At 39.1% G+C, this 14344-nt stretch carries 15 protein-coding genes; 9 read left to right on the top strand and 6 right to left on the bottom strand.

The window, feature by feature from the left end:
- Nucleotides 1–261: 261 nt before the first annotated feature.
- The gene (locus V7112_RS05590; protein WP_335416555.1) at nt 262–738 is read right to left on the bottom strand and encodes a DinB family protein; all 477 of its coding nucleotides are present in this window, start codon (nt 736–738) and stop codon (nt 262–264) included.
- Between the two features lie 162 nt (nt 739–900).
- On the opposite strand from V7112_RS05590, the gene V7112_RS05585 reads away from it, so the two are divergent.
- From V7112_RS05585 to V7112_RS05575, 3 genes are all read left to right on the top strand, one after another.
- Nucleotides 901–1545: a LytTR family DNA-binding domain-containing protein gene (locus V7112_RS05585; protein ID WP_335416554.1), complete on the top strand. Its 645-nt coding sequence runs from the start codon at nt 901–903 to the stop codon at nt 1543–1545.
- A gap of 326 nt (nt 1546–1871) precedes the next feature.
- Nucleotides 1872–3383: an acetyl-CoA hydrolase/transferase family protein gene (locus V7112_RS05580; RefSeq protein ID WP_335416553.1), complete on the top strand. Its 1512-nt coding sequence runs from the start codon at nt 1872–1874 to the stop codon at nt 3381–3383.
- 331 nt (nt 3384–3714) lie between these two features.
- Nucleotides 3715–3993, top strand: a complete 279-nt coding sequence (locus V7112_RS05575) for a hypothetical protein (RefSeq protein ID WP_335416552.1) — start codon at nt 3715–3717, stop codon at nt 3991–3993.
- A 90-nt stretch (nt 3994–4083) separates the two neighbouring features.
- Here V7112_RS05575 and V7112_RS05570 read toward each other — a convergent pair whose 3' ends face one another.
- Nucleotides 4084–4587, bottom strand: a complete 504-nt coding sequence (locus V7112_RS05570; RefSeq protein WP_438823863.1) for a DUF2269 family protein — start codon at nt 4585–4587, stop codon at nt 4084–4086.
- Between the two features lie 136 nt (nt 4588–4723).
- Here V7112_RS05570 and V7112_RS05565 point away from each other — a divergent pair, with 136 nt between their 5' ends.
- Nucleotides 4724–5149, top strand: a complete 426-nt coding sequence (locus V7112_RS05565) for a YbaN family protein (protein WP_335416548.1) — start codon at nt 4724–4726, stop codon at nt 5147–5149.
- Between the two features lie 42 nt (nt 5150–5191).
- Here the strand turns inward: V7112_RS05565 and V7112_RS05560 are convergent, their stop codons facing one another.
- From V7112_RS05560 to V7112_RS05550, 3 genes are all read right to left on the bottom strand, one after another.
- Complete coding sequence (locus tag V7112_RS05560; RefSeq protein ID WP_335416547.1) at nt 5192–5536, bottom strand: ASCH domain-containing protein; 345 nt, start codon at nt 5534–5536, stop codon at nt 5192–5194.
- 73 nt (nt 5537–5609) lie between these two features.
- Nucleotides 5610–6506 carry an ABC transporter permease gene (locus tag V7112_RS05555; protein WP_335416545.1) on the bottom strand — a complete coding sequence of 299 codons (897 nt, stop codon included), beginning with the start codon at nt 6504–6506 and terminating at the stop codon, nt 5610–5612.
- Between the two features lie 15 nt (nt 6507–6521).
- Nucleotides 6522–7439 (bottom strand): ABC transporter permease subunit, encoded by a 918-nt coding sequence (locus V7112_RS05550; RefSeq protein WP_335416543.1) that lies wholly within the window; start codon nt 7437–7439, stop codon nt 6522–6524.
- 244 nt (nt 7440–7683) lie between these two features.
- Here V7112_RS05550 and V7112_RS05545 point away from each other — a divergent pair, with 244 nt between their 5' ends.
- From V7112_RS05545 to V7112_RS05530, 4 genes are all read left to right on the top strand, one after another.
- Nucleotides 7684–8505: a basic amino acid ABC transporter substrate-binding protein gene (locus V7112_RS05545; protein ID WP_335416541.1), complete on the top strand. Its 822-nt coding sequence runs from the start codon at nt 7684–7686 to the stop codon at nt 8503–8505.
- Between the two features lie 88 nt (nt 8506–8593).
- Complete coding sequence (locus V7112_RS05540; protein WP_335416539.1) at nt 8594–9250, top strand: amino acid ABC transporter permease; 657 nt, start codon at nt 8594–8596, stop codon at nt 9248–9250.
- Nucleotides 9247–9969 (top strand): amino acid ABC transporter ATP-binding protein, encoded by a 723-nt coding sequence (locus tag V7112_RS05535; RefSeq protein ID WP_335416536.1) that lies wholly within the window; start codon nt 9247–9249, stop codon nt 9967–9969. Before V7112_RS05540 ends, V7112_RS05535 begins: the two co-directional genes overlap by 4 nt.
- A gap of 24 nt (nt 9970–9993) precedes the next feature.
- Entirely contained in the window at nt 9994–10530 is a 537-nt protein-coding gene (locus V7112_RS05530) for an HD domain-containing protein (RefSeq protein ID WP_335416535.1), read from the top strand.
- A 207-nt stretch (nt 10531–10737) separates the two neighbouring features.
- Here the strand turns inward: V7112_RS05530 and V7112_RS05525 are convergent, their stop codons facing one another.
- The gene (locus V7112_RS05525; RefSeq protein ID WP_335416533.1) at nt 10738–11904 is read right to left on the bottom strand and encodes an ROK family transcriptional regulator; all 1167 of its coding nucleotides are present in this window, start codon (nt 11902–11904) and stop codon (nt 10738–10740) included.
- A gap of 311 nt (nt 11905–12215) precedes the next feature.
- Between V7112_RS05525 and tkt the strand changes: the two genes are divergently transcribed.
- On the top strand, nt 12216–14225 hold the full coding sequence (tkt, locus tag V7112_RS05520) for a transketolase (protein ID WP_335416532.1): 2010 nt from the start codon (nt 12216–12218) through the stop codon (nt 14223–14225).
- Nucleotides 14226–14344 lie beyond the last annotated feature (119 nt).

Below are 14344 nucleotides of genomic sequence, written 5' to 3'. Positions count from 1 at the left end.
TTCAAACAAACGATTGATTGAAGTCAGGAACCCTTGAAGGGCAAGGGGTGTAGTTTAAACAAACGCTTGATTGAAAAACGTTCAGATACCGATTATTTTGTAAGCAAAAATTCAAACAAGCGCTTGATTGAAAAATGAAACCCTTGCGCGCCAAAGGATTGACCGCTAAACAAACGTTTGATTGAAAAATATTATGTCAACTAAAAGGTGTTTACAGACACAAAAAGAGCCGAGTAAAAAATCGACTCCTTTTGTGCACTATTATGCGCCCCATTCTTCTTTGGAAGGACCGTAAACACCAGGTATCCTTAATCCTGCCTGACGCATGAGGATTGTCAGTTGTCCGCGGTGGTGAATTTGGTGGGTATTCATCATTCCGAGTACGACAGCAGCAGGCATTTGTTGACCAAACACCTCTTTGATTTCCTTCAAAGTTCCATCATTCCATTGTGCCTTGATTGCAGATACTAGGTTCTCGCTTGTTGAACGATAGCTATCTGCCATTTCCTTTGCACTAGTAGGTACTTCTTCGCCATTAGCGCCTTCAAACTCTAAACCTGCGCTAGACAGAAAAAGATGGAGTGAAGTCACAACATGCCATGCGAGCTCACCTAATGTACGGTGACCAGGTGCAACAGCTTGTGACAATGAATCATCTGTTAATGCATCTAGAATTTTTTGAGTTCCGTTGCTTTCATAATTCCAGTCTTGTAAAAATTCCTCAAGTGTATGGTACATATGTATTCCTCCTAAAAATGTGGTTATTACCATTATACTTCATGTACAAGAAAATACCATTTTAAACGCCTTCAATAATATTTCAACGAAGGAGATGTTTTATCATTCAAAAGCTTGTAAAATAGAAGTGGATTTTAGATTTAAACTAAAGGATGTTGAAATATGAAGGATATAACTCTTAGTTCTCTCTTAGATGTGATTGGGGAATTATTCTCTGACGAAATTTCAATAGCTGTCTCAAATACAAAAGAATATATCTATTATCGACCAAGTAAACGAATTGATCTAAAAATAAAACCTGGTGATGAGGTAAAAGAGGGGACGATTGCCTATAAAGCGATTACCTCCAAACAAAAAGCTTCTGAATTTATCAATCGGGATGTATTTGGCATTCCTTATCATGGAATGGCGGTACCCTTTTTTCATGGTAATGAGCTAGAGGGGTGTGTAACAGCGATCTATCCAGCACTAACAGATGGGAAATCGGTTGTGACCGTGAAATCTCCAGATGGCTGGGTTCCCATCCCATTTTCTGATTGTCTTTATCTGGAGGCAAAGGATAAGAAGACCCATGTTTACACAAAGGGCTTTTCAGGAACACATAAATACTCACTTCAGGAATTCGAATATACATTGCCAAAGGACTTTTTTATCCGTTGCCACCGGTCATTTATCGTAAATGTTAATCAAATAAAAGAAATTCATCCCGATACTCATTCCACGTTCGTACTAGAAATGAAAAATGGAGCGCGAGTCCCAGTCAGCCAAAACTATTCCAGTTATTTTCGAAAACTATTGGGATTCTAATTTAGGATGAATATAAATTAGAAACCTCCAGCGGATGCCACAGATTTTTAAAGGAATCGTTTCGCCAAACAGATTAAAGACCAAGAACCCCACATCCTGATGTCTTCGTCTTTGTCACCCACATCGTGTGGGCCAAAAATCTGGGCGCAAATACGCCAAGGCGTATTTGATATAAATTTTCTGGATAAAGAACAAATCTTCTGCTTTAGAGGCTTGTTCTTCTTTTTTATCTAATTTTATCGTTCTTTGTTCCCGAAATCCCTCTTCCATAAGAGAATATAGGTAAAATTATCTTAATATTCTATTTCATAAAGGGGATGGGAGAAATGAATTACAAACTAGACCGCATTAAGGATACCCGTCTGCATAACCGTGTTGTAACACCGGAAGAAGCGGCAGAATGGATTCAGGACGGTATGACGTTGGGACTTAGTGGCTTTACACGTGCGGGTGACGTGAAAGCGGTACCATTCGCACTTGTAAAACGAGCTGAGAAAGAAACATTAAAAGTAAATGTATATACTGGAGCATCATTAGGCTCTGATGTTGATAAATTATTTGCAGAAGCAGGAATTTTAGGTAAGCGTTTACCATTCCAGGCTGATCCAACAATGAGAAAAGGAATTAATAATGGGGACTTCTTATTTGTAGACCAGCACTTATCACATACATCAGAATTAATTCGTTCAAATGTAATGGATGTCGATGTCGCAATATTGGAAGCGATTGCAGTTAAAGAAGATGGTTTAATCATTCCAACTACTTCAATCGGGAACTCTTTAACATTTGCGCAGCATGCTAAATCAATCATTGTTGAAATCAATCTTGCCCAAACGACAGAGCTTGAAGGAGTTCATGATTTATATGCACCAGGCAAGCAAGGGGAAAGAGAACCAATTCCTTTAACAAAAGCAGATGATAGAATTGGCTTACCAGGAATTAAAGTAGATGTTGAAAAAATCAAGGGAATTGTGTTTACAGACCAAACAGATTCTCCGTCAACAATCGTACCACCTGATGAAGAAACAGAAATCATGGCACAGCATCTCCTAACTTTTTTAGGGAAAGAAGTTGAAGCGGGTCGTTTAACCGAGAAGCTTGCTCCTTTACAATCAGGTATCGGCTCAGTAGCAAACGCAGTTCTTCACGGTATGCTTGATTCTGAGTTTACAGATTTAGAGGTCTACTCTGAGGTGCTACAGGATGCGGTATTTGACTTAATGGATGCTGGCAAAGTAAACTTTGCATCCTGCTGCTCCATCACGCTATCCGAAGAGAAAATGAAAAAGGTATTTGGTAACTTTGACCAATACCGTGACCGTTTGATCATGAGACCTCAGGAGATTTCAAATCACCCTGAAATCATTCGTCGTCTCGGGCTTATTTCAATTAACACAGCATTAGAATTAGATATATACGGAAACGTAAATTCAACACATGTATCAGGTACAAAAATGATGAATGGAATCGGAGGATCCGGCGACTTTGCCCGAAACGCACGTCTTGCAATTTTCGTGACAAAATCAATTGCAAAAGGCGGAAACATTTCAAGTATTGTTCCATTCGTATCCCATGTGGACCATACGGAGCATGATGTTGATGTCATCGTAACAGAGCAAGGATATGCAGACCTACGTGGGCTTGCACCGAGAGAACGTGTAGAATTGCTAATCGAAAACTGCGCACATCCAATGTACAAGGGGCAGCTTCGTGACTACTACCAAGAAGCACTAACAAGAGGCGGGCAAACACCGCATGTATTAGAAAAAGCATTCTCATGGCACACAAACTTTGCCCAAACAGGAACAATGCTGCAAAAGGAATTAGTGCAAGCTTAAATATTTTTGCCGTGTAAAGAAGAGATTCTTTATGCGGTTTTTTTGTAGGCTATTAAACGTTTGATTCTGACACATTACAAAGGTTGAGTCCGAATGAGCCCCTGATTCTGACACAGTACAAAAAAATTTGAGAGGTTGAGTCCGAATGACCGCTTGATTTTGACACAGTGCAAACAAATTCCAAAAGTTGAGTCCTAACAGTCTATGGATTCTGACAAAACCTAAACTTCCTTAGCATTCCTTGTCCCAATAACATAGGTAAAAAGTAATATGTCCCCTCATTTGGAATCATGATACGATTAACAAAAAGTGAATAGAGAAGAGGGGTAAAATGAAGCAAATCAAGGCGTTTGTTGGCTGCTTTTTTATCGCGGTGTCTGCCTTTTTGTATGCCACAAAACATATCACCGCAGCAATCATCTCATCCAACATCAATCGACCGGAAGTAAATTACTATGAAGGTGCTTTCCAACTTGTAAGATTCGGTATCAACTTTTGGATCACGGCATCCTTACTTGTAGGAATTGCTATTTTCATAAGCCTGCTCACACAAGGAGTAGCAATCCCATTCAAAAAGAAACAAGCGATCGAAGAAAATCCCCACCAGTAAATGGTTGGGGATTTTAGGCCCACACGACGTGGGTCACAAAGACGAAGACATCAGGATGTGGCGTTCATAGTCTTTGATCTTATACACTTATTAAAAAGGTTTCAAAATCATTAATGCAATGACAATCAAAAAAATTGTATTCTCAATATCCTCTACTCTAAAAAGAGCCTTCGCTAAAGGATAGTATTCTGCAGGTATGTCATCACCTTGATGTGATTCTAATAACGCTTTTACAGGCTTTGATTTAGGTTTAAGAGCAAATGGCCCCATTGCTAACGAAACAAGAAAAAGCAGTAAGCTTGTCACATACCAGCCCATTTTAAATAGATACGGATTAATCGCTCCCATTAAAAGACCGGTCACAAGCAGCATTATACCACCAATCATGACAAATATATGAAGTCTATGTCTGATTGCAAAGGAATGCCGTAACTCAGTCATTGTATCTGCTGACTTCCCTACTATTGTTAAAATAAAGCCAGGGCCCAAGCCAAGGATGGCTGAAAAAATATGTATGAAAACAAGTACCTGATAAATGACATCCACTTGATGGAAACCCCCAATCACAACATATTCCACGATTAATGATAACATGATAATAAAAAAATTAAGTGATGTACCTCACAATTCCATCTTCATTATCTTACTATTTTGTGACATTAGTTTTCCAGTAAGAGATACGTGGTATAATAATAAAAGGTTCGAAAAGTTGTAGAAAGGGGGCAATTTTGTGAAAAGCGTCACGAAATTTTTATATATTGTTTTAGGTTTTCTTTTCTTAGGCCTTGGAGTAGTAGGCATTGTGCTGCCACTCATCCCAACTACGCCCCTATTGCTGCTTGCTTCTTTCTTCTTTGTAAAGGGATCCGACCGTTTTGATCGTTGGTTTAAAAGCACTAGTTTATATAAAAAGCATTTAGAAGGCTTTGTGAAGCGACGTGAAATGACGCTTAGACAAAAGCTGACGATTCTATTAACCGCAGATGCGATGATTGCAGTCCCATTTATTATTCTAGACAGCATCGCCGTAAAATTACTTTTAGTCGCGGTCGTTATCTATAAATACTACTACTTCATTACGAAAATAAAGACTGTAGCACCAGAATCGCGTGCGATTCATGAGCAGTCACTTTTTGAAAAAACAACTCATAAATAGACGAAAACCCTTGTCAATCTATACGCCGACAAGGGTTTTCTGTTATTCCTCTACCTTACTAAATTCATGAACCCATACTTTCATCTGAGGGAGCCATGGCATTCCTGGATGGTAAGAAAGAATCGATTCTTTATATTCGTCAACCGTATTGAAGCCTTCTCTATTCGCATCCTCATCCGTAAGTTCACCTAGGGACTGCTCGTATACGCGGTCAATTTTAAATTGTTGACCCTCAAGGGTCATGATTTCTCCAACATCTGCATATCTACCATTTCTGCGAGTAGCTGTTTTTTTACCCTCTAAAACCTTTTTTACGTCTGACTCCATTGTCACAAGACGTTCAATGGAACATGTTTTTTCTGGTAGTTCATTATTTGGTGTAGTCATTTACAAGCTCCTTTCAATTAAACAACTTTAACATTTACTTTACACTGTAACAAGAAATATCATTCACTACAACTCAAGCTGTTTTTCGGTCAAAATACCTTCTCAAGCCTTCCCCTAAAATTGTAAATGTAAACATCGTAAAGGAGATTGCAACACATGTCCAGAAAGGTATCCAAATCGAGCTGATCATGTCCTTTCTAGCTTGCCCAAGCAAGGTTGGCCAATTTAGACTTGTGTTAATCATTTCTCCAACACCATAATTCGTTTGAACAAATATTTGCGAAAGGAACACACCAAAGATGCCGAGCTGTGCAATTAAAAGGCAGGTTCTTCCGATATCAATAAAGAAATTCACCATAATGGCTGGATATGTATTCGGTAAAATATTGCCTAAAGCAAGTCGCAGTGGTGATATTCCGACTGTGATTCCAGCTTCAATATAAGGCTTCCTCACAATTCGTTGGGTTTCTTCACGAATGATATGACTAACCTTTCCAACCTCAATTAATGCTAAAAGTAAAATCGACCACCATAACCGGTTTTCATTCATAACAAGTGCAGGTATGGCCAACAGGAGCAGCGCAGAAAAAATAATTGGAATACTTGAAAATACATTATTCCACGTCGTAACAATCCAGGAGAACGGATTATTTTTTCTGGTAGCGAGTAACCCAAGCGGAATCGCAATCAAATAGCGAAGGACAACAATTCCTAAAATGACCTTCAACGTGTCCTTTGCACCGACAATCAAAACACTTAATAAGTCTCTTCCTTCGTGGTCTGACCCAAAAGGGGGCTGCTGCCCAGGGGTAAATGGTGCCTTAAGCAAATCCTTCCCGCCATCTAAGAAACGAATTCGACCCTCTTCAATTCCTTCTTTAACATATGGTAAATGAGGCCCTACAAACGTAACAAGAAGTAGGATACCTAGCATAATTAAGCCAGTGATTAAAAACCAATTTCGATTCAACTTATAAACACCCTCTTATTTTGGATCTAATCTCATTTTGATGAATTGACTAATAATATGGGCCACCATCACCAGCATGAGGAAGCTTATACAAATCCCGATAATTAAACCACGTTCATCGGCTCCGCCACCTGGTGGGATAAAATTTGTATAGCCAATTGCTGAAAACAATCGATAAGCAGCTCCCTGATAACCTAGTAAATATTCGACTACCAATAAGTTTGATAGAACAAACACCATAATCGATTGTAAATGACTTGAAACAGTAATAAAACACGATCTCGTCATGTGGTTGAGGAGAACTTTATTTTTTGTAAATCCTTTAGCGAATGCGACCTGAATATACGGTTCCCGGTCCTGGGTAAGCAGGGAGACAGATGTAATTCTCGCAACATATAACATTGGCGCAATTGATACAAGAATACTAGGTGCGATAAACTTCCACCACGCTTCGGTGCCCATGATGCTAAAATCAGGAACATATAGTAGTAGAAAGTAGCTTAAACAGATGATGATAAAAAAGTCAGGTACCCCTGATAAAAACCAGGTGGCGCCACTTCCTAAGAAGCTTTTTTTGGTATTCGTAAAACGGTAATCAAGTATCCCCTTTAATACTCCGAACACGATGCTAAGAATATACCCAATCAAGATTATCTTGAGGCTCCTTGGAAAGAATTTTGCGATTTCATCCTCCGCTGAAAGGCTGGCAAACTTAGTGCCTCCAAGACTTTTATTCTCATATGTATTCTTTAAAAAAGTGACAACATTCGTTGTATATTCCTTCAAATTAAAATGAGAGGAATACTCTACTGTCATTGCTCTACCGGAAAAATCAATACTAGGTTCGCGAGGGAAAAGAACAAATAAAATCACACATAAGAACACACACAAATAGATGCCTAAAATCTTCCCAAACTCCTTCACAACCCCCACAAAAACACCTTCCTTTTCGAAAATAACCACTATTCTAAATATATTCGAAATTTTATTCCCTGTCATCACCCGTTTTTTGTCGAATGGTTTGGTTCTATAGTTCTATTGAGGTTTCATAAAATGTAAGAAGTAAGGCACATATAGTGGTGAATTGTCAATTCAATGTTTCTTTTAGCCTATCAATGTGATAATATAGTAAAAAATCAAATTATTTAAATTTTATAAAAACAGAAAGGGGTTACATATGAAAAAATTATCTGTTTTTACAATTCTACTTGTGTTTCTGTTCTTAGCGGCCTGTGGAACTAATGATACGACTAGGACAGGCGGGGAAAAAGAGGGAGATAAGACACTCAAGGTCATGACTGATGCGGCATATGCACCGTTCGAGTTCATGGAGGGTGATAAAATCGTAGGTTTTGAAATTGATGTTATTAAAGCTGTAGCTGAGGAAGCAGGATACGACCTTGATATCAAACATACGGGTTGGGATCCAATTTTCGTTGAATTAAACAAAGGGTCATATGACATGGCGATTTCATCCATTTCAATTACAGAGGAACGTCAAAAGGAATATCTCTTTACCATTCCGTTCTTCCTATCTACCAATAAAATTATGATTCCTGAAGATAGTGATATTCAAACTGCAGACGAACTAAAAGGGAAGAAGGTAGCGGTTCAAGCGTCCACAACAGGGCATTTTGCAGTTGAGAAGGTGCTTGGTGAAAAGCACCCGGATATTAAAGCGTTTGAAAATAACAACCTGGCAATTCTTGAACTTGAAAGTGGCGGCGCGGATGCAGTTGTGGCGGATAACGGTGTTATCGAATACTATGCAGCGCAAAATCCAGACAAAAAGCTAAAGGTTGTTGGAGACAAAGATACGTTTGAGGCTGAGTTCTACGGAATGATGTTCCCTAAGGGCAGCGACGACTTAAAAGCTGACTTTGATAAGGCAATTGAAGCTGTTATTGAAAGTGGAAAATACACAGAAATTTATAAAGAATGGTTTGGTGCTGAGCCAGATTTAGAAGCCCTTAAGGCAGAACAAGAAGCTTCAAAATAAGACGAACGAGAATTGCGTAACGCAACAAAGTGTTACGCAATTTTTGCCTTTATTGTAATGAAAGATAAATCATACAGGGGGACGCAGCATGGATTTTAAGTTTGATATTATCATTGATTACCTTCCCTATTTTGCGGAGGGAACATTAGTTACCATAGGTTTATCAATTGCGGGTATTTTACTCGGGACAATCTTAGGCTTATTTATCGGCCTTGGAAAAATGATACGAAATAAATGGTTGGCGTTTCCATTCGTTTGTTATGTAACGTTTTTTCGCGGAACACCACTCCTCGTTCAAATCTTTTTAGTTCACTTCGGGGTTGTTCCATTATTTTTAGGTGGGACAAATGGAATTGTTGCAGGTGTAATTGCACTTACATTAAATGCATCCGCTTACATAGCGGAAATTTTCAGAGCGGGTATTCAGTCCCTTGACCGTGGACAAATGGAAGCTGCACGATCTTTGGGAATGACACATGCTCAATCAATGAGATACGTTATTATCCCTCAAGCCTTTAAACGCATGATACCTCCATTAGGGAATGAATTTGTTATTTTAATAAAGGATTCATCACTTCTTTCCGTTGTAGCAACTCCTGAAATTATGCATTGGGGTCGGATGATGATGGGCCAGCATGCCCGCGTGTGGGAGCCTTATTTAATGGCAGCCTTTATTTATTTAATTCTCACCCTGACATTAACAATTCTATTAAACTATCTAGAAAAGAGGTTGAAAACTGAATGATAAAAATAGACAATATTAAGAAATCATTTGGGAAAAACGAGGTGCTCAAAGGGATTTCCGCCGATATCAGGCCCCAGGAGGTTGTAGTTGTGATTGGACCTTCAGGTTCTGGAAAATCAACCTTTCTCCGTTGCATAAATTTATTAGAGTCAATTGATGAAGGACATGTCCATATTGAAGGAACCGATATTACGGATAAAAAAACAAATATCAACAAAATACGAACAGATGTTGGAATGGTGTTCCAGCAGTTTAACCTTTTCCCTCACAAAACTGTGATGGAAAACATTACACTGTCTCCGTTGAAAGTAAAGAAGGTTACCAATGAAAAAGCGTATAATAAAGGGATGGAGCTTTTGAAAAAGGTTGGACTTGCTGAAAAAGCAGATGCCTATCCGGATTCATTATCAGGTGGACAAAAACAGCGGGTGGCGATTGCTAGAGCACTCGCGATGGAGCCGAAAATTATGTTGTTTGATGAACCGACCTCTGCCCTAGACCCCGAAATGGTAGGAGAGGTATTAGAGGTTATGAAGCAGCTGGCCCGAGAGGGAATGACCATGGTCGTCGTAACTCACGAAATGGGCTTTGCCCGCGAAGTTGGTGACCGCGTCTTATTTATGGACGATGGCTATATCGTTGAGGAAAACAAGCCTAAGGAACTGTTTGAAAACCCTCAGCATGATCGTACAAAGGCATTTTTAAGTAAGGTACTTTAGTGGTTTTTATGGGGAGGCTAAATAATGGACATGATTGAAAAAGCAATTATTATGGCAAGTAAAGCACATGACGGGCAATATCGAAAGCTAACTAATATCCCATATATCACACATCCCCTTAGTGTCGGTCACATTTTAATGAAGATTAATGCACGTGATGCGCTTGTGGCTGCAGGAATCCTGCACGATACGGTAGAGGATACAGAGATTACTCTGGAAGATATAAGAGACGGATTTGGTGATGAGGTAGCCGAACTCGTGAGCGGTTGTTCGGAGCCCGATAAATCTCTGCCTTGGGAAGCAAGAAAAGAGCATACTATTTCATTTTTGCGAGCGGCTTCAGAGGATACTCGGATGGTTGTCTGTGCCGATAAGCTTCATAATATCCGGTCGATTATCTACGATTACGAGAAACAGGGTGAGGAAGTATGGCAGAGATTTAGCCGTGGCAAGGAAAAACAAGAGTGGTATTATCGTAGTGTAGTCGAGAGCTTAGGTCAGGCCTCAACTTTTCCATTGCTGGAGGAGCTTAAAAAGGAAGTCGGCATATTGTTTGGTTAAAAACAAGCTGTGTCTCAAAGGTTAGCCTTTGAGGCTTTTTTTTATGAAGATCGTAGAGTTGTGTTTGTCCGATATATTTTTGTTTTGGGTCGATATAATTCATTTTTTGTCCGATATATTTCAATCTTTGTCCGATATATTTAAAAATTGGTCCGATATCCCAGAATTAGCTTTATCGACAAGTAAAAAGGAGCCGTTAAGCTCCTTTTATGAATTTTCATAAGTAAGATTGATCATTGGTACACCTAAAAAGCGCTTAATCCCTAAGGCACAGGCCCCCATTTGAACAGCTTTCTTCCCGAAAGTTGAAACCGATAATTGACGATAATGATTAATAGAAGAGGTTAGATGATCTTCTATTTTTTTTATGGTGTCCGGAAAAAGTCGAAGGATTTCACCATCAAGAATGATTGTATCCGGGTTATACATATTAATCATATTATTTAATCCAATCGAAAGGTAGTAAATAAATTGCTCAAGTCGGTCATTGATGTCTTTGTCGCCTTCCTCTACCAGTCTTTGTAAATCATCATATGTAAAAGAAGGAAGGTCTTTTTCGGCTTTTATAATTTCTAGAAAGACATATTCTGAGGCATATTGTTCCCAGCAGCCTTTATTACCACATGGACAAGGTCTCCCGTGTGGAACGACAATCATATGTCCAATTTCACCCGCGAAGCCATCATTCCCTCTGAAAAAATGATTGTCTACTATCATTCCAAGTCCGATTCCAGAATGGATCGTTGTACATAGAAGGCTGTTCGTTTCATGATGGTGAAAGACTCGTTCGGCAAAAGCGGACAGATTCGCGTTATTTTCAATTTGAATGTTGAGTCCGCACGCTTTTTCAAGGTCTGCCTTCAAATCGACAGATCGCCATAGGAAACGGGGAACGAAATGAATTTGTTCATCTTTTCCAACTAGACCGTGAATCGCAATCACGACACCGATTATGCCGTAGCGGTTATCATCGAACTCTTTATCAAATAGCTTAATTTGTTCTATTAATATTTGGAGAATGTAGTCATAGTCTAGCCTTTTGCAATCCACTGTTTTTTCGGAAACAGGGACCCCGAGCAAGTTTGATATGGTAAAAGAAATTTGCTCATAGTCCACATCTATTCCAAGCGCATAGCCTGCATTCGCATTTAATGAAAGCATAATGGGTTTTCTCCCAACACTAGTGTGTTCAAGCTGTGTCTCGATGATTAAGCCTTCATCCAACAAGTCAGCAACCTGTGCAGAGACTGTCGCCCTTGTAAGTGCTGTAGCTTTGGAAATGTCAGCCCGTGAAATCATACCTTCTTCTACTATTTTCTCTAAAATAAGCGAGCGATTTATCTTTTTTATATATGCTGCATCTCCGGTAATCATATAAATCCCCCATTTGCTAGTAATTACAATTCATTCACCTTTTAAAAGAAGATTTCATCCTTAAGTTACACATTATTATATGCAATATGTGCAATTGTTTTTGACGGCGCTTTCAAAAAATGTACTAAAATAATTGTTCAGATTAGATAATTGACGAATAAAGATAAGGGTGGTACATTATTAATGGTTATAATTTGTTTAGTGAACGAATTAATTATACATCTTATTTTTAATATTGAAAAGATGGGATTTTTTAGGTAGGGTATAACAATATAGAATTACTATTTTAATAGTCTAGGAGTGTGGTAAAAATGAAAACGGCTTTAAATGATAAAGAACTTGATTTGTTAGCAATTAACACAATTCGAACACTTTCTATTGATGCAATAGAGAAAGCAAATTCTGGACACCCAGGTTTACCAATGGGTGCTGCCCCAATGGCTTACACTCTATGGGCAAAAGAAATGAATCACAACCCTGCTAATCCAAACTGGTTCAACCGCGATCGCTTTGTTTTATCTGCTGGACATGGTTCCATGCTTTTATATAGTTTATTACATTTATTTGGTTATGATGTGACAATGGAAGACTTGAAAGCTTTCCGCCAATGGGGAAGCCGAACTCCAGGACATCCTGAGTTTGGACATACTTCTGGTGTTGAAGCAACTACAGGTCCACTAGGACAAGGTATTGCTATGTCTGTTGGTATGGCAATGGCTGAAAGACATCTTGCTGAAACTTACAATAAAGAGAACTACGATTTAGTTAACCACTTTACATATGCACTATGTGGTGACGGAGACTTAATGGAAGGTGTTTCTGCAGAAGCAGCTTCACTTGCTGGTCATTTAAAATTAGGTCGTCTTATCGTAATGTACGATTCAAACGACATTTCACTTGATGGTGATTTAAACCTTTCGTTCTCAGAAAGTGTTGAAGATCGGTTTAAAGCATATGGATGGCAAGTAATCCGTGTTGAAAATGGAAATGATATGGATGAAATCCAAAAAGCTTTACAAGAAGCAAAAGCGGATTTAAACCGTCCAACTTTAATTGAAATCAAAACAACAATCGGTTTCGGTTCTCCAAATAAAGGTGGAAAATCTGCATCACACGGAGCTCCACTTGGTAAAGACGAAGTTGCTTTAACGAAGGAAGCATATGGCTGGAATTATGAAGAGCCATTCTTCGTTCCAGAAGAAGTAAGAGAGCACTACAGCCAATTTGTAGAAGCTGGTAAGCAAAAAGAAAGTGTATGGAATGAAGTATTTGCAGAATATAAAAAAGAATACCCTGAATTAGCGAAGCAATTTGAAATGGCATTAAATGGCGAGCTACCTGAAAATTGGGAAGCTTCACTTCCAACTTTTGAAGCTGGAACTTCACTTGCAACTCGTGATGCTTCAGGTAAAGCATTAAATGCCGCTGCTACTGCAATTCCACAATTAATCGGTGGTTCAGCAGACTTAGCGGGCTCAAATAAAACTCTAATCACATCTGAAAAGAACTATGCAATCGACAGCTTTGCTGCTCGTAACATCTGGTTCGGAGTAAGAGAATTTGCAATGGGTGCTGCAATCAATGGTATGGCACTTCATGGCGGCGTAAAAGTATTCGGAGCAACATTCTTCGTATTCTCTGATTACCTACGTCCAGCAATTCGTTTAGCAGCTTTAATGAAGCTACCAGTAACATATGTATTTACACATGATTCTATCGCAGTTGGTGAAGACGGCCCAACACATGAGCCTGTTGAGCAATTAGCGGCATTACGTGCAATGCCAGGCCTATCAATTCTTCGTCCGGCTGAGGCAAAAGAAACTGCAGCAGCATGGCGCTTAGCAATTGAAAGTACTGATACACCAACAGCACTTGTGCTAACTCGTCAAGGTCTACCAACTTTAGAACTTGATCAAGAAGCTGTATATGAAGGTGTTAAAAAAGGTGCTTACGTTGTTTCTGAAGCAAAAGGAGAAGTTGCGGGTCTATTACTTGCAACAGGTTCTGAAGTTTCATTAGCAGTTGCAGCACAACAAGAGCTTGAAAAAGAAGGCATCTTCGTATCAGTCGTAAGTATGCCAAGCTGGGATCGTTTCGAAAAGCAATCAGCTGAGTACAAAGAAAGTGTTCTTCCAAAAGCTGTGAAAGCTCGTCTTGGAATCGAAATGGCATCGCCACTAGGATGGAAAGAATTCGTTGGTGACCAAGGTAAAGTACTTGCAGTTAACACATTTGGAGCATCTGCACCAGCAGACAAACTTTTAGCTGAATATGGCTTTACAGTAGAGAATGTTGTTAAGAACTTTAAAGAAGTTCTGTAATATAGTAGTTTTTACTAACTGCATTTGACCCGCCTACGCGAATAGGCGAGTCAAATGTGCTAAAAATATCTGTGATAAATAAAGTTACTGGAGGGAAAAGAAATGAAATTTTTTATCGA

Origin of the sequence: Bacillus sp. JJ1566 (assembly GCF_036962685.1) — a bacterium.
In the GTDB taxonomy this organism is placed as follows: domain Bacteria; phylum Bacillota; class Bacilli; order Bacillales; family Bacillaceae_L; genus Ferdinandcohnia.
The sequence above is the reverse complement of the archived record's forward strand: the minus strand, read 5'-3'. Positions and strand labels throughout refer to the sequence as shown.